The following is a 25,269-nucleotide window of genomic DNA, read 5'->3' as shown; positions in this document are numbered from 1 at the left end:
CCTAATTGTTTGATTATATAATGGAAACTTACAAAAATCAAATTTTTTTTGATAAATATTCTATTATCTCGCTTGCTGCTTCTTCTATCGATTTTTTAGTTACATCGATTTTTTTCCATTGTCGGTGTTTTTTGTATAAACTCTCTGCATACTCAATTTCTTCATAAATTTTTGATTTTTGCGCGTAAGATTTGACTCCTAGTTTTTTTGCTCGTTCTTGTCTTATCTCGTACAATCGCTCTGGACTTATGCTTAAGAAAAATATCTTATCTTGATTAATACTATATAGTGCATCTGGGAGTTTTTCTCCTCTAACTATAGCAAAGTTAGCTACTTTGTAGCCTTCTTGAGATAGGTATATGCTAAGGGGTGTTTTGCTTGTCCTTGATAAGCCAATTAAAATAATATCCGCTTTGTCCAAGTCTTTTGCGCTTTTGTTATCATCATGCATCACTGTGTATTCGATTGCTTTTATTTTTTCAAAGTATTTATCGCTAATAGTATGAAGCAGACCAGAGGCTTTTATAGCTTTTTCTTGTAAAAAAGTTTCAAATTTTTCTATAAAATAACCAAAAAGGTCCATTATATCAATATTATTTTGCGTGAAAAGGTTTGAGATGGCAAGCCTTAAATCATTATTTGCAATAGTGGTTACAATAAGTGGTTTTTCAATCAGAGCTTTTTTTAGTATCTCTGTGGCTTTTTCTTTATTTACATTTCCAAAACGCCTAAGTATAACCTCAGATTTTGGAAAATGAACCAAAAAAGCCCTTACAAACCTAAGGGCTGTTTCGCCCGTGCCATCTGAAACTACATAAATATATTTCATATTAATTCTCCAGAACTTTTTTTAGAAAATATAAAAACCATATAATTACCACGATTGATATAGGAAATATTGGATTAATAATCTTGGATTGAGCCATTGCATTAAAAAGCATCAATATTCCAAAAAAAGTTAAAGAATACAATGTACCTAAAAATACTTTACGTACAAGGTCATCCTTCCTTGCAGAAATATTAATACTCATAAAAAGCAAGCAGGGCAAAATGGCGATTAAGCTTAAAGCGTAAATAATTTTAAAAGTAATTTCTGATATATACAAAAATCGGTTTGGTGAAAAAATCACTGATTTTTTGTAAAGTTCAAATATATTTGGTGTTTGGTACTCTAAGCTCTTTACAAAACTAATAAAATTAAATCCCTTTAAATCAAGTTTTTTTTGTGAAAATAATTTGATATTACTTTTTTCTAAGTTTACAATAGTAGGATTATCTAAAGTCACGGAAAAGTTATTTATTTTTGCAAGTTTAGCAAAAGCGACTTTTTTTATACTATCGTGCTGGACAAAATATGCTTCAACGCCATTAGCTAGTTTCTGATTATAAAAAATCGAATTGATTTTTACAAAAACATTACCTTCTTTAGCCCAAAGATTTTGATTTTTGTTTTCAATGTATATTTCTCTGATAAGCAAAGCTTTATCGTATGTGTATGGTACTATAAAATTATCAAGAACTAACATAAACAACACCAAAGCAATAGCAATAGTGTAGATTGGTGTAGCTATTTTCATTGTACTTACGCCACTATTTTTTATCGCTAGGATTTCGTTAGTGTAGGCCATATAACCGAGAGTGATAAGTGTACTTATGCTGAATACAAATGGCAACAAAACATACGTCATTTTAGGTGTATATGCTAGGTAATAGTACAAAGCCAACGATAAATTTACTTTATTTGATATGAGTGTCGAAAGGTTATTAAAAAAATCTATCACATAAAAAAGACTAAGTGCTATAACAAAAACAAGTAAAAAGACCTTTATAAACCTTTTGGCAATGTATCTATAAATGAGCTTCATATTTTTTTGAGATATGCCAGTGTTCTAGTATTTCTGGTATTGCATTTTCAAACTCATCAAGGCTAATCATATTTGAAGCATCAGATAGAGCTTCTTTTGGATTAATATGCGTTTCAAAAAATAAACCGTCTACACCTATGCTTGCTGCGGCTTTTGCAAGGATTTGCGCATATTGGGGCGTGCCCAGGCTACTTTTTGCACTACCTGGCAATTGCATAGAATGTGTAGCATCATAAATCACAGGTATGCCCAGTTCTTTCATAATAAGCATACCTCTGAAATCTACCACTAAGTTATTATATCCAAAACTTGAGCCCCTTTCTGTTAGCCATATATTGTTGTTCCCAGAGTTAGCAACTTTTTCAATAGCATACTTCATATCCCATGGTGCCATAAACTGCCCTTTTTTAATATTTACAATACGTTTTGTTTTGGCAGCTGCTACTAACAAATCGGTTTGTCTGCACAAAAATGCAGGTATTTGAATGACATCAATGGTGTCTTTTACAATATCTGCTTGGTCTGGCAAGTGAATATCGGTTGTAAGTCTCACATTGAAAGTTTCTTTTACTTTGGCTAAAATTTCCATGCCTTTATAAATACTAACGCCTCTATATGAATCTATGCTTGAGCGGTTTGCCTTATCAAAAGAGGCTTTAAAAATAATTTCGATATTGAATTTTTCACTTAAGCGTTTTAGTTTTTCGGCTATTGTTAAAACAATTTTTTCTGATTCTATAACACATGGTCCTGCTATAAAAAAATTCTCCATTTTTTTTGCCTCCATTGTATTTATACCAAATAAATGCTTAAGTTTCAAATTCAACTACGGCATTTTTGCATTGTCTTTTGACCTGATACAAAGTATATATAATGTGGATTTTTACTGCTTGCGTTTATTTTTATGACGTAATAAAATTAGCATTTTTTTAAAAAAATTAGTATAATTGTACGGTGAATTGGTTTGCTTTGATTTTGCTGTCTATTGGGCATATCATAACTGATATAAATCAAAGTGCCGTGCCCGCTTGTCTGCCTTTTTTTAAAAAAGAATTTGGTCTAAATTATGCACAAACAGGGGTTATCTTGCTTGTAACAAATGTTTTCTCTTCCGTTATACAGGTATATTTTGGCTATATTGGCGATAAGAAAAACATGAGGTATTTAATAGTTTTAGGGATTTTGCTTGCATCTTTGGGTGTTGCGTTTTCTGGTTTGGCGCATAATTTTTATCTTTTGCTTGTGCTTGTTGCTATAAGCGGTTTGGGCGTTAGCGCATTTCATCCTATGGCTTTTAATGAGGCAAGCAACTATACAGGAGCAAATAAAGCTACTGGTATGAGCATATTTTCATTAGGCGGCAATATTGGTTTTGCCATAGGGCCACCATTAATGTACTTTTTGATATACAAATTTGATATGAAAGGCACTTTGGGCGTGCTTTTTGTAAGTCTTCCCATAGTAATTTTGATACAAATTTTGCTTCTTAATAAAAAAACAAAAAAAACAGAAAACAAAAAAATAAATTTACCAATTGAATTTAGCGTAGATAGGATTAGTTTACTTTTTCTTATTTTGTACATTTTGTTTAGGACATGGATATATTTTGGTTTAATGTCTTATTTGCCATTTAAGTATGCAATGTATCTAAAAGATCAGCCCTCTTTTGTGTCAATATTATTGTTTTGTTTGCTTGCAGGTGGGGCTTTGGGTACTGTTTTTGGTGGCATGCTAGCCGATAGAATTGGCACAAAGAATACTCTACTCACAACTATGATTATGACATTAATTTTAAATATAATTTTTAATAACATAAAAAATGAGGTAGCTTTGTTTGTTTTTGCATTTTTGGTTGGATTTGTTTTGATATCAACATTTTCTGTTACAGTGGTTTTAGCTCAGGAGTTTTTGCCTCACAAAAAGGCACTTGCTTCTGGTATTGCAGCAGGCTTTGCAATTGGTACAGGAGGTATTGGCGTGAGTCTGTTTGGTGTGGTTAGTGACTATTTTGGGCTGGGTGCAGTTTTTTACATTATCGAGGTATTGCCAGTTTTTGCGGTAATTTGCTCGATGTTAATTAAAAAACCCAAACCGCTAAAAATTTATGGATGAGCCATTCGTAATTTTATGTGGTCTTGGATATTTTGAGATAAAGCTTCTTGAAGAAGTATCAAAACTATACCCTACGGTGGCGCTTGATATAGATTCCATAAAGGTTAACTCGCTTAAAGAACAATTTAAGAACTGCTTACTTATACATGCAGACGCAAGTAGTATACTTACATGGAAAAAGCTCGATTTAAAGAACCTTGTAGCCATTATAACTACACTTAGAGACAGCGATGTAAACCTTGAAGTGTGCCGCATTATAAGATTAAATTTTCATTTGGACAAGCCTATTATTGTATTGTCATACGACAATGACCATGAAGAAGAATTCAAACAGTACAATGCAAAAATCATAAAACCCATTGATTTAGCTGTTGAAACTGTTATAGGCAGACTTAAAAGAAACTATTCAAAAGCTATAAATATAGGACTTGGCGAGTCTGAGGTTATCGAAGTGAGCGTTTTATCAAAATCGCACTTAACGGATAAGAAATTAAGCACATTAAAAGCAAAAACTTGGCATGTGGCTGCTATTTATAGAAAAGATCAACTCATTATACCAAATGGAGATTCAATTATAAAGATAAATGACAAAGTGATACTTGTTGGGCACCCAAAAACACTTGAAAATATCGCAAATATTTTGTTAAAAGGTATACCTCAGTTTCCATCCCAATATGGTAACGAGTGTGTAGCCTTAGAAAACCAGCAAAGAAGCATAATAAATGAAACAATGTATTTAGCAGAAAATCTATTAGCTAAATGGACACTTATTTCATACAAGTTACCTTTATCAGACAGACTCAATCATCCAAAGATAAATGTACCAGATATTATTATGGATAAGCTTTCGGAAGTATTTTCTTTCAAAGAAGATGTAGGCGTTTATGTGTTGCCTGAATTTAACGACTTTTTGCATTTAAAGCTAAAATTCATATTCAAAAACTGTGCAAAACCGTTTTTAATTGCTAAAGGAGCTTACCCCTACAAAGGCATAATAGCGGTCATGAATTCTTTTGATATGTTATCTGTACTCGAAACTACAATTGAGTTATCAAAAATATTCAATATAGAATATAAAGTTTTATTAAATGTTATGCCAGACAATTTATCTTCTTTAAGCGAAAAAATTCAAATAAGAAAAGCTGCAGCACTTGTGAGGGATTTTGAAAGCGTGTATAAAACAAAAATTAACTTTAAAACACAAGTAAAAAATCCAGTTATTGGTACCATTGAATATGCAAAGCACTTTCCAAACCATCTTGTTGTTTTAAACTACGACAAAAACTCAAAAATCTCTTTTTTTAAACCGCATATTGATTATTTAATTACCAAAAAGATAAAAAACAGTGTGTTGGTAATTCCATTATGAGTGATGGCGATATTTTAAGACTTTTGCTTATTATATTAGGAATGTTTTTAATGCCATTCATCTCGAAAAAACTTAAAATTCCGTCTGCTGTTGGTGAGATTTTATATGGCATAGCAATAAGAAATACATTAAGTTTAACCTGGCACAATTCTATTGTAGTAAATTTTTTATCTTTGTTTGGTTTTATTGTGCTTATGTATATGGCAGGTTTGGAATTGGATATCAAAGCATTAAAACATATTACAAAGAAAGATGCGTTTGTATTTGCTTTATATTTTGTTGTTATTATTATGTTTGGCTTTTTGATGACAAAAGAGTTAGAAAAGCCAATAATTTTTGTTTTAGTGTTTTGCGTCACATCTATTGGGTTGCTCTACCCTGTTTTAAAAGAACAAAATATGATAAATAAGCCTTTTGGCTTAAAAGTGTTGATTCTTGGCAGTATAGGTGAGATAATTAGCCTTTTTGCAATAATTATTTTTAACCTGTATTTTAAATTTGGTTTTAGTGTGGAATCTTTTGTAAAAATAGTTCAACTTGGTGTGTTTATTGTATTATCAATTTTATTTTTAAAACTGCTTAAGCTCTTTTTGTGGTGGTTTCCGCATTTGAGCGAAATTTTTCTAAAAACAGGCAATACAACAGAAACCGGGATTAGAACAAATTTTTTAAACCTAATTGTATTTGTTTTTTTGTCGAATGTTTTAGGGATAGAGCCAATTCTGGGCGCTTTCATAAGCGGTCTTATTTTGTCTTTATCTTTGCAAGAAAATGAAAACATAAAAACAAGCTTTGGTATAATCGGTAATGGCTTTTTGGTTCCGATTTTTTTCATACATGTAGGACTATCTTTTGATTTAAGCGCAATGATGAGTTTGAATATGATTAAAGATGCTTGCTTAGTAGTAATTATTATCGTTTTAATTAGATATTTATCCAGTTTTGTTTTGTTGTTTTCAGATTTTAAAGCAAAAGAAGTCTTAATTGCGCCAATGGGCACTTCTTTTCCCTTGACACTGCTTGTTGCTGTATCGCAGTTTGGAAAAAGTTTTGGCGTTTTGGATGATAAGAGCGCAAGCATGCTTGTTTTAAGTGCTATGTTAGCAAGTATTGTGTATCCAAATATTTTTAAATCAATAAGCGCACCGCTATGCAAATGTTGATTTTTTGATAAACTTATGTACAATAACACCTATGGAATTTTTGGAAGCATCTAATTTTATAGAAGAAATCATTACAGAAGACCTAAAAAATGGCAAATTTAATTATGTTCAAACACGCTTTCCACCAGAGCCAAATGGTTATTTGCATATTGGTCACGCAAAGGCTATAGTAATAAATTTTGAAATAGCAAAAAAATTTGATGGCAAGTGTAATTTGCGATTTGATGACACAAACCCTACAAAAGAAAATCTCGATTATATTAATTCCATTATCGAAGATGTAAAATGGCTTGGCTATGATTTTGGCGATAAAGTATACTATGCATCAGACTACTTTGGTCAGATGTATGAGCTTGCAATAGCACTTATTAAGCAAGGCAAGGCATATGTATGCCATCAAAGTCCAGAAGAAATTAGACTATTGAGGGGCACATTAACGCAACCAGGCATTAAGAGTCCATATAGAAGCAGAAGCATCGAAGAAAATTTAGAGTTGTTTGAAAAGATGAAAAATGGTGAGTTTGAGGAAGGCGAGTGTGTATTAAGGGCAAAAATTGACATGTCCCACCCAAATCTCAATATGCGTGACCCCGTCATGTATCGTATCATTAAGACCCCACATCACAGAACTGAAGATAAGTGGTGTATTTATCCTACATACGATTGGGCGCATGGTCTAGAAGACTCAATTGAGAAAGTTACCCATTCTTTATGCACGCTTGAATTTGAAGACCACAGGGTATTGTATGATTGGTTTTTAGATCAGCTTGGTGTGTTTCATCCAAGGCAAATCGAGTTTGCCAGATTAAATATAACACACACGGTTTTAAGTAAGCGAAAACTCCTTTACTTGGCGCAAAACAACTATGTAAACGGATGGGATGACCCAAGGATGCCGACAATTAAAGGTCTAAGAAGACGTGGTTTTACCAGTGATATTATAAAGGATTTTATACAAAAAATTGGTGTAACAAAAAGCAACAGCACAATAGACTATGCTTTGCTTGACCATTGCGCAAGGGAAGAATTAAATAAGAAAGCCAAAAGGGCAATGGTTGTGCAAGATCCTATTAAACTAATTATAGAAAATTACCCAGAAGATAAAATAGATTATGTTGAGGCCTCTAATAACCCTGAAGATAACTCTTTTGGCAAAAGGTTGGTTTCTTTTAGTAAAGAATTGTTTATTGAGCGCAGTGATTTTGCAATAGAACCTCCAAAAGGTTTTCGCAGATTGTTTGTTGGGCAAGAAGTGAGGTTGGTATTTGCTTACTATGTAGTGTGTACTGGTTATGAAAAAGACGATAATGGCAATGTTACAACGGTTTGGTGCACATATGATCCAAATTCTAAAGGTGGCTGGACAAGCGATGGCAGAAAAGTTAAAGGCACTATTCATTGGGTAAACGCAAAAGACTGCACTGATGTAGAGCTAAGAATGTATGATAAGCTTTTTCTAAAAGAAAACCCCGAAGAAACCGATGAGAGAAACGATTTTATAGCAAACTTGAACCCTAACTCGCTAATTATAAAAGATGCAAAAGCAGAGAAATCTCTCCTTGAGGCTAAAGATTTTGAAAATTTTCAGTTTTTGAGACTGGGCTATTTTTGTAAAGACATAGATTCTGCACAGGATCATATAATTTTCAACAAAACTGTCGATTTAAAAGATAGCTATTCAAAGATTTTAAAAAAATCTTAAAGAATGCACATTATTTTTGAAAAAAGTATAAATGTAAGTGATATTAAAGTCTCACCAAGAAGTATAATAAAATGCACAAACTGCCCTCAATATGATAAAAACCCTTCGTGTCCTCCAAAGGCACCAGATTATAATTTGGCAAAAGAATGGCTTTCCAGCTACACAAAAGCATTATTGGTTAAATGTTTTATCGATAATAATTTTTTTGAAACCCAAAAGAAAGAAATGCTACAAATGCTGCTTAATAAGGAAAAATTCTTTTTTTCACAGAATAAATTATACGCATATGCGCTTTTTCCGGGCAATTGCAATTTGTGTGAAACGTGTTCTTACCAGGATGCGAAAGTTTGTTCTAGGCCAACTTTAGTGCGCTATTCACTTGACGCTGTGGGCATAGAGGTGCGTTCTATAGCAGATATAGACTTCAAAGAAAGCGTACTTTACGGCTTAGTGTTAATAGAATAACTATAGTCTTGTTAGCTTTTGTATGAGAGTTGGTTTGTTTATACTTGTTTGGGCAAGAATGGGCACCTTTTTATCATTAACAATTAAATTGCCTATTTTTTGACCTTTTTCTACAGGTAATTTTAAGTTTTTATCAATTTTAACATTGATGTTTATTTTTTTTGATGACCAAACTAAACTGTATATGGAATCTTTTGCAATAATATTTGTTTTAAGGCCGTTTGGATAGGATAATGTGCCAATTAATTGATTTTTCTTTATAATTTGTTTTAAGGTAAGGCATGGTTTTGTGCTATTTATGGCTGTTATCGCACCATTGAGCGCTGTCATTAATGGTTCTTGGCCTTGTGCGCCAAATATTGCACCAATTATCGTTGTTTGCTTATAACCTACAAAGTGTTTTGCAGCAAAAACAAAGTTAGCACCAATTTGGGGCATAGAACCTGTTTTTATACCTACAATCCCGTCTTTACCTAACACATAGTTTACATTGTAGACTGTAGAACAAACTGGTAAACTTGCTTGCGCCATGCCCACAATATGTCTAAACGTTGGTATTTCAAAAGCTTTTTGTGCAAGCAAAACCTGATCATAGGCACTACTTTGTGTATTTAAACTGATGCCTGCTGGGTCAGCATAGTGTGTGTTTGTCATACCTAATTGTTTTGCTATTTCGTTCATTTTTTCAACAAAACTTTTTACGCTACCAGAATCCCACCTAGCAAGTAGAGTTGCAATGTTATTTGCAGAAGGCAACAACAAAGCTTCTAGCATTTGCCTTTCGTTTAATTTTTCGCCAGCTGCAACTTTTACAACAGATTGACCGCCAGCTTTATCGGCTAGGTATTCTTGCACGTCTTGATTCGTGATTGTTAACGTAGGGCCACTCTCGCCGAATTTAAGTGGATGATCTTTTAGTATAATATAGGCTGTCATTATTTTTGCTACACTTGCTGTGGGGAGTGGGGTTTGGTTTGCCGTTTTTTCAATTAGACCTTCATTTTGTATAGCAATCGCATTTTGTGTGTGCGGGGGCCATAGTATGTTTAGATTACCGTTAATTGTTTGATCCGTATTCATAGCTAATTTAATTTTTGGTTTACCAATTGGTCTAAGCATTTGAATAATTACCAAAACAACCAAAATCAATATAAAAATTGGTAGCTTATTTTTTTTCCTTTTCTTTTCAATCTTCACCTGTCACCTCCAAACCTAAAGATTAAAAAAAATTTTTATAAAGTCAAGTTTTTTAAAAAGTTGTTTTTATAATTACCATAAATTTGTCAAAGTATGCCAAAAATAAGCACTAGTTAGCGTATTTATTTGACACTTTTAGTAAATTTTAGTATGTTTAAATACAATAGGAGGTTAGTAATGTATGGTTTAAATATTCAATCAAATGAGCAAGGCTATATTGAAAGTATCAAGTATTATTCTGGTACATATTGGCAACAGGTGGAGGATACATCAATTAAAGAGTGTTTTGGCACTGCGCGTTTTGTAGCTTTTGCTGTAAACCCAACGGATCTTTTTACATTTTGGGAGTATGATAAAAAATTTGATGGTAAGCTCTATATAAGATTGTTTGATGTGACAAATATTGATAATTTTTTTGAGGATAAATTCAATTGGTACAAAGATAGTTTTGTAGGTATTTATTGCGGAAGATACAGAATAAATGGTCTTATACCATCTGCAAATTTTGTATTGCAGTTGGGTTATTTTGCCGAAAATAAATTTGTTAGACTTTTGCAATCCAACTTTGTAAGAATGCCAAATAATTTAATCTCAACAAACACAACTATAAAAATGGTTACGAAAAATTTTGATAAATTTAAGGAAAAAACAGTTAAAATTGAAGAAATTACACGTTGTGCTTTTGTTAATTTTAAAGAACCTTCTCAAACATCCATAGGGGTGATGAAATGAGTGGTTATATAAATTTAGTTTTACATGCGCATTTGCCATTTGTAAGGCACCCTGAGTTTGAAGATTTTTTAGAGGAAGACTGGTTTTATGAAGCATGCCTTGAGACGTATATGCCGTTGCTTTCTATGTTTGAAAGGCTTTATAATGACAGTATACCATTTAAGTTAACAATGAGCATAACGCCAACGCTTGCTGCAATGATGAAAGATGGTTATTTAATGGGCAAGCTAGAAAGAAGAATATACAAGCTAAAAGAGCTTATAGGCAAAGAAAAAAAACGTAAAATCAATACACCTTTTTACGAATCTATCTTGATGTACGAAAAATGGATAAAGTCAAACCAAGAAGTATTAGAAAAGTACGATTTTGATCTTACAAAAGGCTTTAAGAGGTTTTACAAAAGCGGCCAATTAGAGCTTATTACCTGCAGTGCAACGCATGGTTTTTTACCATTTATGCAAGCATTACCAAAATTGGCTGAAGCTCAGGTAAAAGTAGGGGTAGATAGCTTTGAGCAAACATTTGGTTTTAAGCCAAATGGTATTTGGCTTGCAGAATGTGGCTATTATAGAGATGTTGAAGAAATTTTGTCAAAAAATAATATAGAGTATTTTTACGGTGAAACGCACAGTATTATGTATGCTGATGATATGCCAAAGTATGGTGTTTATGCACCAATGTATACGCCAAGCTTGGTTGCTTGTTTTGCCCGAGATCCAGAATCGTCAAAGCAGGTATGGAGTGCCAAAGAAGGCTACCCTGGTGATTTTGATTATAGAGAGTTTTATAGAGATATTGGTTTTGATGAAAACTATGACTACATAAAACCATACTTGCACTTAGACGGCCAAAGACGCTTTGTAGGTTTAAAGTATTACCGCATTACTTCTGACTCTGAAGATTTAGGCAGCAAAGAACCATATTACCCTGCTTGGGCCAAAAATAAAATAACAACGCACGTAGCTAATTTTTTATTTAACAGGAAAAATCAATTTGAGTACTTAAATAGCGTTATGGATAGAAAACCTATGATTAACGCTATGTTTGATTGTGAACTTTTTGGTCACTGGTGGTGGGAAGGTATAAATTTTTTAGAGGAAATTTTTAGACAAGCGCACAATACAAAAGAATTTGGTGTTGAATTTACTAGCGCTAAAGACTATTTGCGTAAGTTTCCTACAAACCAGATGAGCAGTTTGTGCGAGTCAAGCTGGGGTTATAAAGGCTACGGCGATGTATGGTGTGAGGGTTCAAACGAATGGATATACAGGCCTTTATTTGAAGCTGGTATAAAAATGATTGAAAAAGCAACGCTGTACAAAAATACCAAAGATAAAAAAATCAGGCGTTTGTTAAATCAAATGGCACGTGAGTTATTGCTTGCGCAAAGCTCTGATTGGGCTTTTATTATGAAAACAGGCACTATGGTAGATTATGCGATAAAGCGCACAAAACTACACTTGAAGCGTTTTGATACGCTGTTGGAGTTTTTAGAAAAACAAGCTATAGATAAAACTTTTTTGGAGACAGTTGAGTTTAGAGATAAAATTTTTCCTAAAATTTCATTCAAGGTTTATGCACTTTGAAGTACCTCTTTTTTGTTTTAGTAATTGTAATATTTGTTGTTAATATAGCTTATGCAAGTACGAATCAAACGCCTACTTTTATAAAAGCAGACCACATTACTTACGATGAAGCAATTACTACGTACATTGCTATAGGCAATTGTAAAATTACAAAGGATGATCATATATTAAAATCCGATAAAGCAATTTACAACAAGACAAATGGTATAGTACAGCTCTACGGCAATGTACAAATTTACGATAATAAAGGCGATTGGGTTAAGGGAACGCAAGCTGTAGTTAATATCGATACTTTTCGAGGCTTTGCAGATGATGCTATCGCATTTGTTGCACAAAATCACTTGTACATTAAATCAAAACGTATTATTATGGATGATAAAGATCATTATTACGCAAGTAACTCTACTATCACTGGGTGTGATTGCCCAGAGTGTTTGTCGTTTGATACAAAATATGCGCCAGAATGGTCAATACATGCAGAAAATACCTATATTGTAAAAAATAACTACGTATTTAGCTACCCATTGTGGTTTAATGTTGGCAAAATTCCTGTCTTTGTATTTCCTGCTATAGAAGAACCTTTGGTGAGAAAAAGCGGCTTTTTGTTTCCTAGCTTTGGTTTTTCTAAAACAAACGGGTTTAAGTATTATCAGCCTTATTATTGGGCAATTAATAAATCTCAAGATGCCACACTTACATCTCAGTATGATGGAAAAATTGGCTATGGTTTGGATACTCAGTATAGATACTATTGGACTAATAATATAAAAGGCCAGTGGGATATTGAATTGTTTAAAGATACAACCTCTCCTGCTGGTGATACCAAGCGCACAAGGCTTAATCTTGATATTACTCAAAATGCAAATTTTGACAACTACGGTGATTTAAAGGCAGATATTCATTATTTGAGCAACAAAAATAACCTGCGTGTTATAAATGACGACAATATGCAGCTTACCAGTAATCGCTATACAACAAGTAAACTTATGTACTTGCTGCAAAATGGGCCATATTCTTTAGGTATAAATAGCTATTTTTATCAAGATTTGGTAACGTCCAATAATTCTCAAACGCTTCAAAAACTACCCGAGATACTTTTTGATGCGTCAAACTTGAATGTTTATAAAACCTTATCATTGGATTTTTCTACGCTTTACTCTTACAACTATAGACAAGATGGCCTAAGGGGAAATTTACTTGATGTTTCACCAAGCCTGTCTTATCCTTTTAAATTGGGTTTTATAAATTTTTTGCCCAAAGCTAGCTTGCATTATATTTTTTCAAATTATTCAAATGGTTTAAATGGTCAGAATTCAAGCGTCGTGCCACAGTTTGATCTAACAGCTAGAACATCATTTTTTAAAATATACGATTTATCCAGCGGTGATAAGCTAAAACATATTATTGCCCCTCAAATTAGCTATACCTTTGTGCCAAAAGTTAATCAGGAGTTTCCAGATTTTGTAAATACATATCCCCAAAAAAGTGCACTGGATTTAACACTTGAAAATACTGTAATTAAAAGAAGCTTAAATGATAAAAATGAGGCTTCATACAGGGAAATTTTTTACAATAAAATAACGCAGGAGTACCGTTTTGCAAATTTCGCAAATGCGCCTATAAAACCGCTAGATCCTATAGAGGCTTATACTTCTCCAAAGTATGTTTACACAAATGGTCCAATTTATGAAGAAACACGCATCTCGCCATTTTCTTTTTTTAATTTTTCCTCCCAAGCCTATTATCAGTGGCAAAAGCATACATTTACATACACAGCGGATAACTTGAACTTTAATTTTAAAACTTTTGGTTTTTCAGTTGGTTACACCACGGCAAAAGATCTCGATTTTAACACTACAAGCAATGGCATTACATATTCCGTATTTTTTTATCCAATCAAAAGACTCTACGCCTACGTGAGTTTAAATAGAGATATACTTGATAGGTATTTTCCAGAAAAAAGGGCAGGTTTTTATTACACAAGCGATTGTTGGGGTTTTGGTATGGATGTTTTTCAAAATGCTGTGCCGCAACAGGTTGGCAACACATATGTAGCAAATAAAAATATTGGTTTTTGGGTTACGCTTTCACTTAGAGGTATAGGTGTCTTTAAAAAACGATGATATAAAAAAGGCCATAGCTCTAAAATACTTAGCAGAAAAAGATAATGCGCCAAAAGTGGTTGCAAAAGGCAAAGGTTATTTAGCTTTTATAATTGAAAAAACTGCAAGAGAACATAATGTTTATGTAAAGCAAGAACCAGCCCTTGCAAAGGAATTGTACAGGTTAAATATTGATAACCAAATACCGCAAGAGCTGTACGAGGTAGTTGCCAAAATACTTAGTTTTGTCTATAAACTAAAAAAATTATGAGGTAGTTATGTTTGAAGATTTAGTCATTAAAATAGAGCCCATAGGATGGGTAGAGTCAAATTTTGAAATTGGTCAAAAGCAAAAAACTACAGGTATTATTCACATTTTTGATGAATATAAGCAGGGTCTTTTCCGGTTAAATGAATTTAAGTCTATAATGGTATTGTTCTACTTTCATAAGTTTAATGATTTTAGCTTGATTGCAACACCGCCTCACAATAACCCTAATAAAGCTCAATATGGTGTTTTTGCAACGCACTCACCAAAAAGGCCAAACCACATTGGAGTATCCAATGTAGCCATATTAGAAGTAGGTGAAGATTTTATAAAAATTGACAACTGTGATATGATACCAGGCACGCCTATTTTGGACATAAAAGCACAATGGATTTAATTACCTATACTTACAAAAAAATTTCACAAAAAACTTGACAATTATAGTGTTTTTTTCGATAATAACAATATGTTTATTTTAAATAAGTGGAGGTATATATGAGGCGCTCAAAAAACGCAGGTTTTACGCTAATTGAGCTTGCAATAGTATTGGTGGTTATTGGTTTAATCATTGCGGCGGTATTAAAAGGTGAGGATTTAATTCAAAATGCAAGGATGCTAAATTTTGTAACAAACCCGGTTCAGAAAACGCAGGTGGCGGCTATGACTTATTACGATAGGACAGGGCAGTTTCCAAGCGTAGCAGGTACTAAAGGTCCACTTTATCAAATGTATCAAGCTGGTATAAATGGGGTATTAGACATTGCTAACCCATTTACAAAAGGCTCAAATAACTTTGCAGTGGCATTGGGTTTTCTTTCAAATAACGGTGTAAACTACCCTGTGATAGTAATTAAGCCCGTTAATGTAAGTGCTGCTGGTGTGCCGAATAGAGCAAGAGCTTGGACGCAAGCTGATATTGCCTATGCTTATTATCTAAAAAGCAGGATCGATGGAGGCAGCGCGAACAACTGGAAAACTGGTAATGTAAGGATGTTAAATGTAAATATACCTCTTACTTATAATACTTCATTAGCAACTGAGTTAACCAGTACTCCCGCTATACAAACAAACGCTTACGATGTAAGGATTACAAATAAGGGTGTGTATACTAATAATACTAATTCTTTTAGTGATATTTGCGTGGATCCTAATACTAATAATACAAGCATTGTAGGCAGTACTGGCTATACATTAGTCTACTTCTACAACCAACAGCCGATAAATTAATATTGTAATTTTTATGCAAGGCTTTGTGCAAAGCCTTGCATTTTTTGGCTATTTTTTACAAAAACCTTTGAAAGATTTTTTATTTTTTGGTTTTGTAGATATATGAAAAAAGGCTTTACTCTCATTGAGCTTGCTATAGTGCTCGTTATAATTGGTTTGTTAATTGGTGTGGGTGTTAGTTTACTGCCCGGGCTTATAAACCAGCAAAAGTACACACAAAATCAGAGTCTTATAAACCAAAACTACAATGCGCTTATTGGCTATATTATGGCAAACGGCAAAGCACCCCTTGCAAGCTCTAATACAAACGGCACAGCACAGTCTCAAAACATTGGCTACATAGCTATTGGTGGTTTACAAAAGGACGCATACGGCAATACATTTTACTATGCTGTAAACAACAGGGCACTTAATATATCAATTAATGGTACAAGTGCACAAAATATGAGCCTTACAAGTACAAGTAGCATAAATAACTTTTGTGCTGTGCTGTATGCACTAAACTACTACTACAATCAAAACCCTAACTTGAATGCTTCTGATACGCGCACTATAAACAACTCAAACCGAACAACCTATACACCCGATGTATTTGTTTTAATTTCAAGCGGTGCAAACAACAAGCTTGATGCCCCAAACACAATCACAGGCTCAAATGGTGTTTTTGCGTCGCAGCAGTATCCATTGTCTCAAAACTACGATGATATGGCTATGGCTCTTCCTATAACAAATGCTATAGGTCAGTTTTGCTCTAATTATAGTTATTCTGGTAGTTGCACTGGAACAAGTTGCACATTGACTTCAAATTCTCAGTCAAATTCAAACACAAGCTCAGGAAATTCAAACCCAAACCAAAATCCTTACTTTCAGCAGTGCATATCAAGTTGCAATCCATCTACAAATATTTCTTGCTGGTTCAATGCATTATGGTTTGGTGGCTGTTCTCAAGCATGCAAAAATCCAAATTTTTACACAAACTATTGTCAATAACCTATGACTAAAAAACGCTTAGGTGAGTTATTAAAAGATGACGACTATATTAACGATGAACATATAAAGTTTGCACTAAAAGAACAAAAAGCCACAGGCGAACTATTAGGCGAAGTTTTAGTTAGGCTGGGTATTGTAACAGATAGAGAAATCGCTCAAAGCCTATCAGAGCAATTTAATCTGCCGTTTATCGATATAAAAGAAATTAAGCCAGATACAAGCGCAATGAGGCTTATAAACTTAAATTTTTGCAGGCAGCAAAAGGTATTTGCTTTTGAAAAAAAAGACAATACGTTAAATGTTGCAATTGCAAACCCAGATAATGAGCGCTTATTTGATTTGATATCAAGGCTAACAAACCTAAAGCCAAATTTTTATATTGCAAGTCAAAGCGACATTCAAGAAGCGATTGAAACCAACTACTATCTTCTAGAACACCCCATTGAACAAGATATAGAGCACGTTATTAATGCCATTAAAGCAAATCCAAACACAGATATAAACATGGAAGACTTTACGCGCTCAATTTTTATATTGGCTCTTAATATGCGCTCAAGCGATATTCATATAACGCCTACGGATAAAAGTCTGCATGTGCATTTTCGCATTGATGGTGTATTGCAGCTTATGTATTCTATGCCATATAGCATTACAAGCCGTTTTATTTCAAACATAAAAGTAAGAGCTGGTATGGATATATCAGAGCAGAGAAAACCGCAGGATGGGCGCATAAGTTTTGAGTTTTTGGGTAAAGTTTACGATATGAGAGTCTCAACTGTGCGCACGATTTACGGTGAAAATGTAGCTATCCGCATACTTGGGGCAAGCGCTAGTTTGTATTCTATGCCCAATCTGGGTTTTGACAGCAAAGACCTTGCAAAATTAGAAATAGCTTTTTCCAAACCATACGGTATAATACTCATAAGTGGTCCAACAGGCAGTGGAAAAACAACCACGCTTTATGCAGCACTGCGCCGCATAAACGCTTTAGAAAAAAACATAATGACTGTAGAAGACCCAATTGAGTACAAATACCCAATGGCACGTCAAACGCAGGTAAACGAGCTTGCAGGGTATGATTTTTCAAGCGCTATTGTATCTTTTATGAGGCAGGATCCAGATGTAATGCTTATTGGTGAGATACGCGATTCAAAGACCGCTCAGATGGCTATTAGGGCTTCGATGACGGGCCATTTAGTGCTTTCTACGATTCATGCAAATGACTGCATAGGCATCATCCCACGATTAAAAGACTTAGGTGCAGACAGCTTTTTGATTGCAAGTTCACTGGTAGCTATAGTTGCCCAGAGGCTCGTTAGAAAGTTATGTCCATTTTGCAAAGAAGAAGTTGAAACTTCAAGGGACGATATGGAGTTTTTAAGCATTGATAAACCTATCAAAATATACAAAAAACACGGTTGTCCAAAATGCAATTTTACAGGCTATATTGGCCGAACTGTTGTTTCTCAGATTTTATCTATAAATGACACTATAAGAAATCTTATTGCTCAAGATGAGCCACTTTATAAAATAGAAAAAGAAGCTTATGAAAGCGGTATGAGGACACTCTTAGACGATGCAAAAAAGAAAGTTATAGATGGTATTACAGATATAGAAGAAGTCATAAGGGTATTTGGCAGATGAAATATAAAATTTGGGCTATTGATAATGAAGGCAACTTAATAGTGCGAATTATAACAAGCCCGTCGCAAGAAGCTCTATTGTCTAGAATAGAAAGGGATAATTTAATACCAGTAAAATTAAAGCCTGTGAGATTTTCATTTTTTGAGCCAAAAGTTAAGCGCAAAGAAATTATAGAGTTTTGCAACAATATATCCCTGATGGTTGGTGGCGGTATATCGCTGCTTGAAGCACTGGATGAGTTTGCGTTAAATACAAAAAACAAGCGCTTTAGGCTTATAACAGAAGAGATTATTTTTGATATAAGAAACGGTATGAGTTTTTCCGATGCACTAAAGCGGCACAAAACTTTTCCAGATGTAGTTGTACATCTAGTTCGAATAGGCGAAGAAACAGGTGCGCTTTCAAGCGTTTTAAAAGATGCGAGCTTGCATTTGCAAAAAATCGATGATATTGTATCAAATACAAAGCGGGCCCTTATGTACCCTTTGTTCGTAAGCGTATCTATGTTTGGAGCTGCTGCGTTTTGGCTTTTTTATGTTTTGCCAAAATTAACTGCCGTATTTAGCACAATGGGGTTAAAACTGCCTTTGCCTACAGTTTTGCTTATAAAAACTGTGGCTTTTTTAAATCACTACTATTGGGTTTTTCCTGTAATTTTCGGTTTGATTGTCGCTTTTATTATAGGTTTGAGAATAAATGAAAAGGGCAAGATTTTATTGGGCAAAATAGTTTACAAATTGCCTATATTTGGCACTTTAATTTTGACAAGCAATTTAGCTTTTTTCTTTGAGTATGAAGCGTTGCTTTTGCGTGTGGGTGTATCTATTACGAACTCGCTTGATATAATAAAAATGACTTTTAAAAACCTTGTATTTAGGCTTGCACTGGAAAATACAAATGCAAGTATAAAAAATGGTCTGGGTTTAAGTGAATCATTTAGACAAAACAAAATATTTGAACCATTTATAGTAAGAATGATATCAGCAGGTGAAAAGACAGGCGAGCTTGATAAACAGATGAGCTATATTGCAAACTCATACTATATGAAAGTTAATCGTATGGTTGAGGTAATGGAAAAAACTATAGAACCAATAGTGCTTACTATAGCTGGCGTATTCTTTTTTATCATTGTACTTGCTTTAATTGTACCTGTATATCAACTTGTATCAAGAATGGGAGCAGTTAGGTGAATCAAGAAGTGCTTGATTTTTTTAAGTTAAGTGATAATCCATTTAGGCTGACGCCTGATTTGGATTTTTACTTCCCAAGCAAGTCTCATACGCAGGTACTTGAAGTATTAAAGTATTTTTTTAACTCAAGCGAAGCTTTTGCAGCAGTTGTGGGAGAGGTAGGATGCGGCAAAACGATGCTTGTTAGGATGTTGCTTGAAAATTTCCTGCAGAATTTTGAAACGGCAGTGCTAATCTCGCCAATTTTGCAGCCAAAAGAGCTTGTTTTGGCAATTTTGGCTGATTTGGGTGTTCACATTGACAGCGATCTTAACCTTGAAGTGCTTTTGAGGCAGTTTCAAGACTACCTTTTGGAGCTTTCTCAAAAGAAAAAAAAATTAGCCATTATTATTGATGAAGCGCAGGACTTGCCCAATGAGACGCTTGAGCAATTAAGGCTGTTATCAAATATAGAAACCACAAAAACTAAATTGATGCAAATTTTGCTTGTGGGCCAGCCCGAGTTTGACAAAAAACTCTCAAGCTATGCTTTACGCCAATTAAGGCAGCGCATAAGCGTTTATGAGTCATTAGATCAGTTATCTACAGCTGAGGCTTTGCATTATGTTTTGTTTAGATTATCAAAAGTCCAAAAAGGCGATCTGTCTTTTACTAATGTGGCGCTAAAAACCATTATTAGAAGCTCAAGCGGCATACCAAGGCTTATTAATACTATTTGTTCAAGGACACTTTTTATAGCATATTCGCTCAATACAAATCAAATAAATTTTGCTATAGTCAAGGAAGCTTTGCAAAGCTTGAATATAAAACTTAGGTTTGGGTTTTAAATGGAAAAATTTCTGTATTGTTCAAAAAAAGGCTTTAGAATAGTTTCTTTTAAAAATAAACCTACTTTTCAAGTATTAGATATTAAAGAGATAGACATAGAAACCCTCTCTCAAGCTATTAGCGCAAAAGATATAATAAGCGTATCGTTTGAAGCTAATTTATATGTGGATGCGGGTGATTTTGTCAGTCTATCAAAACTTGCAACCTATACAGCAATAAAAAATGCAGTAAACAATTTTGGTATTTTTGGTAGGGATTTTGAAGTAAGTTTTAAAAAACTTAAACAAATTGATAAAACAAAAGCTACATATTACTATGTAGCTGTAGGCAAAGACAGTTTTGACTTTATAGATAATCTAGACTGTGTAATTAAGCAGTGCGTGCCGGATGAAATAGCAATTAAAAATTTGTTTTGCGCTAATTATACTGACGATTTGCCAGCTTTGGCTATTATAGAAAATGATGACTTTATAAAAGCTATTGCGTTTGACAACGATAGGCTGCTAAGTACAAAAACTATACGCAAAGAAGGCTTTGGAGTTGAAGCTCAAGAGCTAATTCAATTTACGCAAGGTACTTTAGCCCAACACAAAATAAAAAACATATACTTTTTAGGATCTAGCCAGTTACAAGATAGCTTGCATGAAGCTAGTATTAATGTGCAGCAGCCTGCTTTTAAAATTGGCAATTTGTCCCAAGATCAGATTTTAGATTACATTGGAGTATTGGGATTGCTTTATAAAAACGACATAAATTTTTTAACACCAAAACATCAAAGTAATTATTTATTATTTAAGCATACAAGAAATGCTATTCGACTTGCAGCTATTGTATTTGTTGTGGGCTTGTTTGTTTTATTTGCAGGATTTTCAAACTATTTCAAGATTTTGGGTTTGACAGAAAAGCTCAATGATACCTTGACTGATTTTAAGCAAAATATTGGCTCTATTAACACAAATATAAACGCTACAAGCATGCAAAATAGTGTCAACCTCTATGCACAAATCTCAAAAACACCAAAACTAAGCTACATTCTAGCAGATCTTTCCACATACAAACTGCCAAATTTGTATTTTATAGAAGCAAGTTTTACAAACAGCAAATTTCCAGATGCGCAAAACGCCACATCAAATCAAACACTTGGGTCTTTTGAGTATTCTGTTAATATAAAAGGCGTTGTTTTTGGTACTTTAGATAAAACAAAAAGCGAGTTTAATACTTTTTTGAGAGAAGTTTCAAACAAATATAATATTGAGTTGTCTAATTTTTACTATTTAGACGGTAAATTGTTATTTGATGTGAACCTTGAGGACAAAAATGTATCATTTTAAAAAGGGCTTATTGGTTGTTTTGATTGCGTCTTTTTTTGCGAGTTTTTCTATAATATTTTATAGGTATACTGTAGTTAAACTAAATATGCTAAATCAGTCTCAAGTTTCACTACTGTCTTGCAATGCTAAAATCAATACCATAAGGGGAAAATTAAATATTTTAAAAAAAGATGAGTCTTTAGTTCACAGCATTGATACTAATGTTAAAACAAATTTTAAGATAAATCTATCAAGCAATAGCTTAAAAGAGCTAATTGGGCAAATAGATAGCCTTTATGGTTCTGGTATAGTTGTTGTAAAAAACGCAAAAGTTCAATCTGGGAACAACACGCTAAATTGCACTATTGAGGGGATCAAGATAGGATTATGAAGTCAAACTATATTATTGTTTATGTGCCTTTTTTAATTATACTACTTGGTTTGGCTTGGCCTATCAAGCAAAAGCCTTACAATATTTCTATCCCGCAAAGCCTAAGTGGTATTGAAAATTTAAATATTGAGGGTATAAAGACTCAAAAGCAAATCAATATTGAGCCTAAAGAGGTATTTCTTATAAACAAGAATGATTTATTTCAAAACGCTACTCAAGAGTTTGATATGCCGCAGCTAACTATTATATCAAAGGATAAATCAGGATATTTTTGTTTTTTAGATGGCAGGTTTTATAGAAGTGGTGATAGTTCAAAGGATTTTAAAGTCTTGAAAATTGGCAGCGATTATGTTATCTTGCAAACACCCATAGGGAGGCAAACACTTTATGTCAAAATACCTTAAGTATATGTTTTTGTGTTTTTTGCTGTCTTCGTGCGCTACAAGCAAAGAGATTGCAAAAAATGATTTCAGTATTAAATCAGAGACGCAAAACGCAAGTGTGCCTCAACAAAACGTAGTTTCATATGAGCCTCAATTTGAAACAGTTTCGCCAGCTAATACTCAGTATATCAGCTTAATTGTAAAAGACGCAGACTTTAAGGATGTTTACTATACAATAGCAAAGGTTGCAGGACTTAATTTGGTTATCGATTCAAACTTAGAAAGCATTACGCAAAAACCAAAAACACCCAATATGCAGCGCGAGCCATATTACCAAGCTCCTTACAATCCTTATAATCCATATAATCAAAATCCACCTTACAGCTCAAACCCAGGTGCTTTGTACTCACCGCAATTTGTTGGCCTAAACCCAACTTTACCTCAAAACCCTAACTCTGTGCAAACTACGCACGCGCCTAACATTGTAAAAACTCCCCAAACACAGCCAGCTAACATTCAACAGGCTCCACAAGCTCAAAATCAGCAAAATCAGCAGCAAATTTACTATGTGCCCCTGGTTACTGTATCGTTTAAGCATACACCCATTAAAGAAGCGCTTGATGCACTATCGCAATCTTTAAATTTAGTTTACGAAATAAAAGGCAAGACGCTTTATGTAAAAGAATTTGGCACAAAGATGTTTTATTTAAACTTTATAGCTTCGAAAAAACAGGCAAATATAAGTGTTGGCGGAGATGTACTAGGCAGTGCAAGCCAATCTGCAGCAAGTGCAACAGGTGGGTCTACTTCAACGCCACTGACTGGAGAATTTAAAATTACAGACTCAATAGGCACATCTTCAACAGACATTTATGCTCAGATAGAAAACACTCTTAAAGCAATGCTTTCTAAAGAAGGCAAATACTCACTTGATCCATCTATTGGTCTTTTGTTGATAAGAGACAAAGAAGAAAATTTAAACTTAATATCAAAATATATACAAAATTTAAAATCTCATTATAACTCTCAAGTATTATTGGAAGTAAAAATTGTTGAAGTAGACTTAAACGATTCATCAAGCTATGGGATTAACTGGAACGCCCTCTTTAGAGCGGCAAACGGTCATTTTACAGTGCAGCAAAATCTATCCAATATACCAGAAAATTCTTTAAATGCTCTTACATCAAATTCAAATTCAAATTATCCACCACAAATTTATGCTCAAACATTTCCCTTTAGTCCAGGTGTTTTTGGTACAGCTGCAGGTGTTGCAACAAATGGAAGCAATATGCCCACAGGTATAGCTGCCACATTTAATACAAACAACTTTGGTGTGCTGTTAAATGCGCTAGCCCAATACGGCAATGTAAAGATTATATCAAACCCGCGTATTTTGGTTACAAATGGTCAGCCTGCATTAATCAGCGTAGGAAAAAGCATTTCCTACATTCAGTCTGTGCAGGTTACCACTACAACTGTAGCAGGTGGTACTTCCACAACGCAGCCTACTGTCAATTTAAACAGCGTATTTGATGGGGTTATGTTGGGTGTTATCCCATACATTAATAATTCGACAAATATGGTTAATTTAAGTATTACACCTATTAAAAGCACTCTTTTGAGCCTAACGCCAACTACAATTGGTCAAAATTCATATACGCTCCCACAGGTAAATTTAGAAGAAGCTACAACTCAAATTTCAGCCAAAAGTGACCAGATGATAGTAATAGGTGGCCTTATAAGCAAGCAAATAAGCAAATCGAATACCCGTGTGCCTTTGCTTGGTGATATACCTATTGTAGGAAACTTGTTTAAGCAAAATAATGAATCCATAAGCAATGTTGAACTTGTAATATTAATAAAGCCTGTAATCTTAAAAAATGAGTAAACTCTACGATGCGCTGAAGCGATTAGAGCAATCAAAGAGGCCCCCTAGCGCCAATAACTTCAATAAAAAACCAAACAAGAAAAATATAAAATGGTTTGCGTTATTTTTTGTATCTATCTTGATTGGCAGTTTGCTCATACATATTTCAAATTTAATTGGCCCAAGCCCAACAAGCCCAACTCAAAAAAACGCGCATACAATAAAAATTTCCACACTAAACAAAACAAACGCTACAAACTCAACAACTCTCTCAAATGCAACTGTTTCAACAAACTCGACTCAAATTGTTAAAACAAAAATCAAAAATATCAATTTAAAACTAAGCCCACAAAATAATCAATCAAACGCTACAATTCAATCACACTCGATTGCTGAAAATTCAAGCAATGAAGGCACTAATAAACGGCCGCTTGCAAATTCTACCAAACAAGAGCAATTAAAAAGTGTTTTGCTCTATCAGCAAGAAAAGGGAGAAAAACTTTCTAATTTGGCACTTAGCATAAACAGTAGTCTTGAAAGTGGTGATTATTACAGAGCAAAATTGCTTCTTAAACAATATTTGTCCATTCAAGAAGACTCTTTTGCTTTAAATGACCTTGCAGCCATTTATATAAAAGAAGGTAAATACGCTCAGGCGGCAAAACTTTTGCAAAAATCGATAAAGCAACAGCAGTCTGTGGCTGCGTATATAAACCTCATATATTGTTACAAAAAGCTAAATGAACTAGAAAAGTTAGATGATATTCTAAAAACTATAAATCCTGCAATATTTAGCGAAAAGCAAAAGTCTATAATCTACAATATAGTTCATTCTAAGTAAAACTTTTTATTTGACCATATTTTGATATAATAAAGGT

General features: G+C 33.8%; 24 protein-coding genes. 20 read left to right on the top strand and 4 right to left on the bottom strand.

The window, feature by feature from the left end:
* Positions 1–37: 37 nt before the first annotated feature.
* Genes DESAMIL20_RS08390 through kdsA form a run of 3 tightly spaced genes read right to left on the bottom strand, consistent with a single transcriptional unit; the run spans position 38 to position 2,637 of the window.
* Positions 38–829 carry a pyruvate, water dikinase regulatory protein gene (locus tag DESAMIL20_RS08390; RefSeq protein ID WP_086034406.1) on the bottom strand — a complete coding sequence of 264 codons (792 nt, stop codon included), beginning with the start codon at positions 827–829 and terminating at the stop codon, positions 38–40.
* A gap of 1 nt (position 830) precedes the next feature.
* A complete protein-coding gene (locus DESAMIL20_RS08385; RefSeq protein ID WP_086034405.1) occupies positions 831–1,865 on the bottom strand; it encodes an LptF/LptG family permease in 1,035 nt (344 codons plus the stop codon).
* On the bottom strand, positions 1,849–2,637 hold the full coding sequence (gene kdsA, locus DESAMIL20_RS08380) for a 3-deoxy-8-phosphooctulonate synthase (RefSeq protein ID WP_204218585.1): 789 nt from the start codon (positions 2,635–2,637) through the stop codon (positions 1,849–1,851). The genes DESAMIL20_RS08385 and kdsA overlap by 17 nt, the downstream gene beginning before the upstream one ends.
* Before the next feature lie 182 nt (positions 2,638–2,819).
* Between kdsA and DESAMIL20_RS08375 the strand changes: the two genes are divergently transcribed.
* Genes DESAMIL20_RS08375 through DESAMIL20_RS08355 form a run of 5 tightly spaced genes read left to right on the top strand, consistent with a single transcriptional unit; the run spans position 2,820 to position 8,676 of the window.
* Positions 2,820–3,977, top strand: coding sequence for an MFS transporter (locus DESAMIL20_RS08375; RefSeq protein ID WP_086034404.1), 1,158 nt, complete (start codon positions 2,820–2,822; stop codon positions 3,975–3,977).
* Positions 3,970–5,346: a potassium channel family protein gene (locus DESAMIL20_RS08370; protein ID WP_086034403.1), complete on the top strand. Its 1,377-nt coding sequence runs from the start codon at positions 3,970–3,972 to the stop codon at positions 5,344–5,346. Before DESAMIL20_RS08375 ends, DESAMIL20_RS08370 begins: the two co-directional genes overlap by 8 nt.
* Entirely contained in the window at positions 5,343–6,509 is a 1,167-nt protein-coding gene (locus DESAMIL20_RS08365) for a cation:proton antiporter (RefSeq protein ID WP_086034402.1), read from the top strand. The genes DESAMIL20_RS08370 and DESAMIL20_RS08365 overlap by 4 nt, the downstream gene beginning before the upstream one ends.
* Positions 6,510–6,540: 31 nt before the next feature.
* Positions 6,541–8,211 (top strand): glutamine--tRNA ligase/YqeY domain fusion protein, encoded by a 1,671-nt coding sequence (locus DESAMIL20_RS08360; RefSeq protein ID WP_086034401.1) that lies wholly within the window; start codon positions 6,541–6,543, stop codon positions 8,209–8,211.
* A gap of 3 nt (positions 8,212–8,214) precedes the next feature.
* Positions 8,215–8,676: a DUF2284 domain-containing protein gene (locus DESAMIL20_RS08355; RefSeq protein WP_086034400.1), complete on the top strand. Its 462-nt coding sequence runs from the start codon at positions 8,215–8,217 to the stop codon at positions 8,674–8,676.
* Here DESAMIL20_RS08355 and DESAMIL20_RS08350 read toward each other — a convergent pair whose 3' ends face one another.
* Positions 8,677–9,873, bottom strand: coding sequence for a D-alanyl-D-alanine carboxypeptidase family protein (locus tag DESAMIL20_RS08350; RefSeq protein WP_086034399.1), 1,197 nt, complete (start codon positions 9,871–9,873; stop codon positions 8,677–8,679).
* Between the two features lie 177 nt (positions 9,874–10,050).
* On the opposite strand from DESAMIL20_RS08350, the gene DESAMIL20_RS08345 reads away from it, so the two are divergent.
* The 15 genes from DESAMIL20_RS08345 to DESAMIL20_RS08275 all read left to right on the top strand — a co-directional run bounded on the left by DESAMIL20_RS08345 (position 10,051) and on the right by DESAMIL20_RS08275 (position 25,232).
* A complete protein-coding gene (locus DESAMIL20_RS08345; protein WP_158090565.1) occupies positions 10,051–10,605 on the top strand; it encodes a DUF4912 domain-containing protein in 555 nt (184 codons plus the stop codon).
* On the top strand, positions 10,602–12,191 hold the full coding sequence (locus DESAMIL20_RS08340; RefSeq protein WP_086034397.1) for a glycoside hydrolase family 57 protein: 1,590 nt from the start codon (positions 10,602–10,604) through the stop codon (positions 12,189–12,191). Before DESAMIL20_RS08345 ends, DESAMIL20_RS08340 begins: the two co-directional genes overlap by 4 nt.
* Positions 12,188–14,314: an LPS-assembly protein LptD gene (locus tag DESAMIL20_RS08335; RefSeq protein ID WP_086034396.1), complete on the top strand. Its 2,127-nt coding sequence runs from the start codon at positions 12,188–12,190 to the stop codon at positions 14,312–14,314. The genes DESAMIL20_RS08340 and DESAMIL20_RS08335 overlap by 4 nt, the downstream gene beginning before the upstream one ends.
* Positions 14,295–14,564, top strand: a complete 270-nt coding sequence (locus DESAMIL20_RS08330; protein ID WP_086034395.1) for an EscU/YscU/HrcU family type III secretion system export apparatus switch protein — start codon at positions 14,295–14,297, stop codon at positions 14,562–14,564. Before DESAMIL20_RS08335 ends, DESAMIL20_RS08330 begins: the two co-directional genes overlap by 20 nt.
* A gap of 7 nt (positions 14,565–14,571) precedes the next feature.
* Positions 14,572–14,958, top strand: coding sequence for a tRNA (N6-threonylcarbamoyladenosine(37)-N6)-methyltransferase TrmO (gene tsaA / locus DESAMIL20_RS08325; protein WP_086034394.1), 387 nt, complete (start codon positions 14,572–14,574; stop codon positions 14,956–14,958).
* Between the two features lie 98 nt (positions 14,959–15,056).
* The gene (locus tag DESAMIL20_RS08320; protein WP_086034393.1) at positions 15,057–15,788 is read left to right on the top strand and encodes a type II secretion system protein; all 732 of its coding nucleotides are present in this window, start codon (positions 15,057–15,059) and stop codon (positions 15,786–15,788) included.
* Positions 15,789–15,890: 102 nt separating this feature from the next.
* Positions 15,891–16,778 (top strand): type II secretion system protein, encoded by an 888-nt coding sequence (locus tag DESAMIL20_RS08315; protein WP_086034392.1) that lies wholly within the window; start codon positions 15,891–15,893, stop codon positions 16,776–16,778.
* A gap of 3 nt (positions 16,779–16,781) precedes the next feature.
* On the top strand, positions 16,782–18,422 hold the full coding sequence (locus DESAMIL20_RS08310) for a GspE/PulE family protein (RefSeq protein ID WP_086034391.1): 1,641 nt from the start codon (positions 16,782–16,784) through the stop codon (positions 18,420–18,422).
* Positions 18,419–19,612, top strand: a complete 1,194-nt coding sequence (locus tag DESAMIL20_RS08305; RefSeq protein WP_086034390.1) for a type II secretion system F family protein — start codon at positions 18,419–18,421, stop codon at positions 19,610–19,612. Before DESAMIL20_RS08310 ends, DESAMIL20_RS08305 begins: the two co-directional genes overlap by 4 nt.
* The gene (locus DESAMIL20_RS08300) at positions 19,609–20,439 is read left to right on the top strand and encodes an ExeA family protein (protein WP_086034389.1); all 831 of its coding nucleotides are present in this window, start codon (positions 19,609–19,611) and stop codon (positions 20,437–20,439) included. The genes DESAMIL20_RS08305 and DESAMIL20_RS08300 overlap by 4 nt, the downstream gene beginning before the upstream one ends.
* Positions 20,440–21,771 carry a hypothetical protein gene (locus DESAMIL20_RS08295; protein ID WP_086034388.1) on the top strand — a complete coding sequence of 444 codons (1,332 nt, stop codon included), beginning with the start codon at positions 20,440–20,442 and terminating at the stop codon, positions 21,769–21,771.
* On the top strand, positions 21,758–22,141 hold the full coding sequence (locus DESAMIL20_RS08290; protein WP_086034387.1) for a hypothetical protein: 384 nt from the start codon (positions 21,758–21,760) through the stop codon (positions 22,139–22,141). Before DESAMIL20_RS08295 ends, DESAMIL20_RS08290 begins: the two co-directional genes overlap by 14 nt.
* Positions 22,138–22,545, top strand: coding sequence for a hypothetical protein (locus tag DESAMIL20_RS08285; protein ID WP_086034386.1), 408 nt, complete (start codon positions 22,138–22,140; stop codon positions 22,543–22,545). The genes DESAMIL20_RS08290 and DESAMIL20_RS08285 overlap by 4 nt, the downstream gene beginning before the upstream one ends.
* Positions 22,529–24,412 (top strand): type II secretion system protein GspD, encoded by a 1,884-nt coding sequence (locus DESAMIL20_RS08280; protein WP_086034385.1) that lies wholly within the window; start codon positions 22,529–22,531, stop codon positions 24,410–24,412. The genes DESAMIL20_RS08285 and DESAMIL20_RS08280 overlap by 17 nt, the downstream gene beginning before the upstream one ends.
* Complete coding sequence (locus tag DESAMIL20_RS08275) at positions 24,405–25,232, top strand: tetratricopeptide repeat protein (RefSeq protein ID WP_086034384.1); 828 nt, start codon at positions 24,405–24,407, stop codon at positions 25,230–25,232. The genes DESAMIL20_RS08280 and DESAMIL20_RS08275 overlap by 8 nt, the downstream gene beginning before the upstream one ends.
* Positions 25,233–25,269: the final 37 nt, after the last annotated feature.

The organism is Desulfurella amilsii, from assembly GCF_002119425.1.
Classification (GTDB): domain Bacteria; phylum Campylobacterota_A; class Desulfurellia; order Desulfurellales; family Desulfurellaceae; genus Desulfurella; species Desulfurella amilsii.
This window is presented reverse-complemented; position numbering and strand designations above follow the sequence as displayed.

Bases quoted from the DNA above. Each gene is read 5' to 3' on its own strand.
- DESAMIL20_RS08390 (WP_086034406.1), bottom strand. From the start codon at position 829: ATGAAATATATTTATGTAGTTTCAGATGGCACGGGCGAAACAGCCCTT.
- DESAMIL20_RS08385 (WP_086034405.1), bottom strand. From the start codon at position 1,865: ATGAAGCTCATTTATAGATACATTGCCAAAAGGTTTATAAAGGTCTTT.
- kdsA (WP_204218585.1), bottom strand. From the start codon at position 2,637: ATGGAGAATTTTTTTATAGCAGGACCATGTGTTATAGAATCAGAAAAA.
- DESAMIL20_RS08370 (WP_086034403.1), top strand. From the start codon at position 3,970: ATGGATGAGCCATTCGTAATTTTATGTGGTCTTGGATATTTTGAGATA.
- DESAMIL20_RS08365 (WP_086034402.1), top strand. From the start codon at position 5,343: ATGAGTGATGGCGATATTTTAAGACTTTTGCTTATTATATTAGGAATG.
- DESAMIL20_RS08360 (WP_086034401.1), top strand. From the start codon at position 6,541: ATGGAATTTTTGGAAGCATCTAATTTTATAGAAGAAATCATTACAGAA.
- DESAMIL20_RS08355 (WP_086034400.1), top strand. From the start codon at position 8,215: ATGCACATTATTTTTGAAAAAAGTATAAATGTAAGTGATATTAAAGTC.
- DESAMIL20_RS08345 (WP_158090565.1), top strand. From the start codon at position 10,051: ATGTATGGTTTAAATATTCAATCAAATGAGCAAGGCTATATTGAAAGT.
- DESAMIL20_RS08340 (WP_086034397.1), top strand. From the start codon at position 10,602: ATGAGTGGTTATATAAATTTAGTTTTACATGCGCATTTGCCATTTGTA.
- tsaA (WP_086034394.1), top strand. From the start codon at position 14,572: ATGTTTGAAGATTTAGTCATTAAAATAGAGCCCATAGGATGGGTAGAG.
- DESAMIL20_RS08320 (WP_086034393.1), top strand. From the start codon at position 15,057: ATGAGGCGCTCAAAAAACGCAGGTTTTACGCTAATTGAGCTTGCAATA.
- DESAMIL20_RS08315 (WP_086034392.1), top strand. From the start codon at position 15,891: ATGAAAAAAGGCTTTACTCTCATTGAGCTTGCTATAGTGCTCGTTATA.
- DESAMIL20_RS08310 (WP_086034391.1), top strand. From the start codon at position 16,782: ATGACTAAAAAACGCTTAGGTGAGTTATTAAAAGATGACGACTATATT.
- DESAMIL20_RS08305 (WP_086034390.1), top strand. From the start codon at position 18,419: ATGAAATATAAAATTTGGGCTATTGATAATGAAGGCAACTTAATAGTG.
- DESAMIL20_RS08295 (WP_086034388.1), top strand. From the start codon at position 20,440: ATGGAAAAATTTCTGTATTGTTCAAAAAAAGGCTTTAGAATAGTTTCT.
- DESAMIL20_RS08290 (WP_086034387.1), top strand. From the start codon at position 21,758: ATGTATCATTTTAAAAAGGGCTTATTGGTTGTTTTGATTGCGTCTTTT.
- DESAMIL20_RS08285 (WP_086034386.1), top strand. From the start codon at position 22,138: ATGAAGTCAAACTATATTATTGTTTATGTGCCTTTTTTAATTATACTA.
- DESAMIL20_RS08280 (WP_086034385.1), top strand. From the start codon at position 22,529: ATGTCAAAATACCTTAAGTATATGTTTTTGTGTTTTTTGCTGTCTTCG.
- DESAMIL20_RS08275 (WP_086034384.1), top strand. From the start codon at position 24,405: ATGAGTAAACTCTACGATGCGCTGAAGCGATTAGAGCAATCAAAGAGG.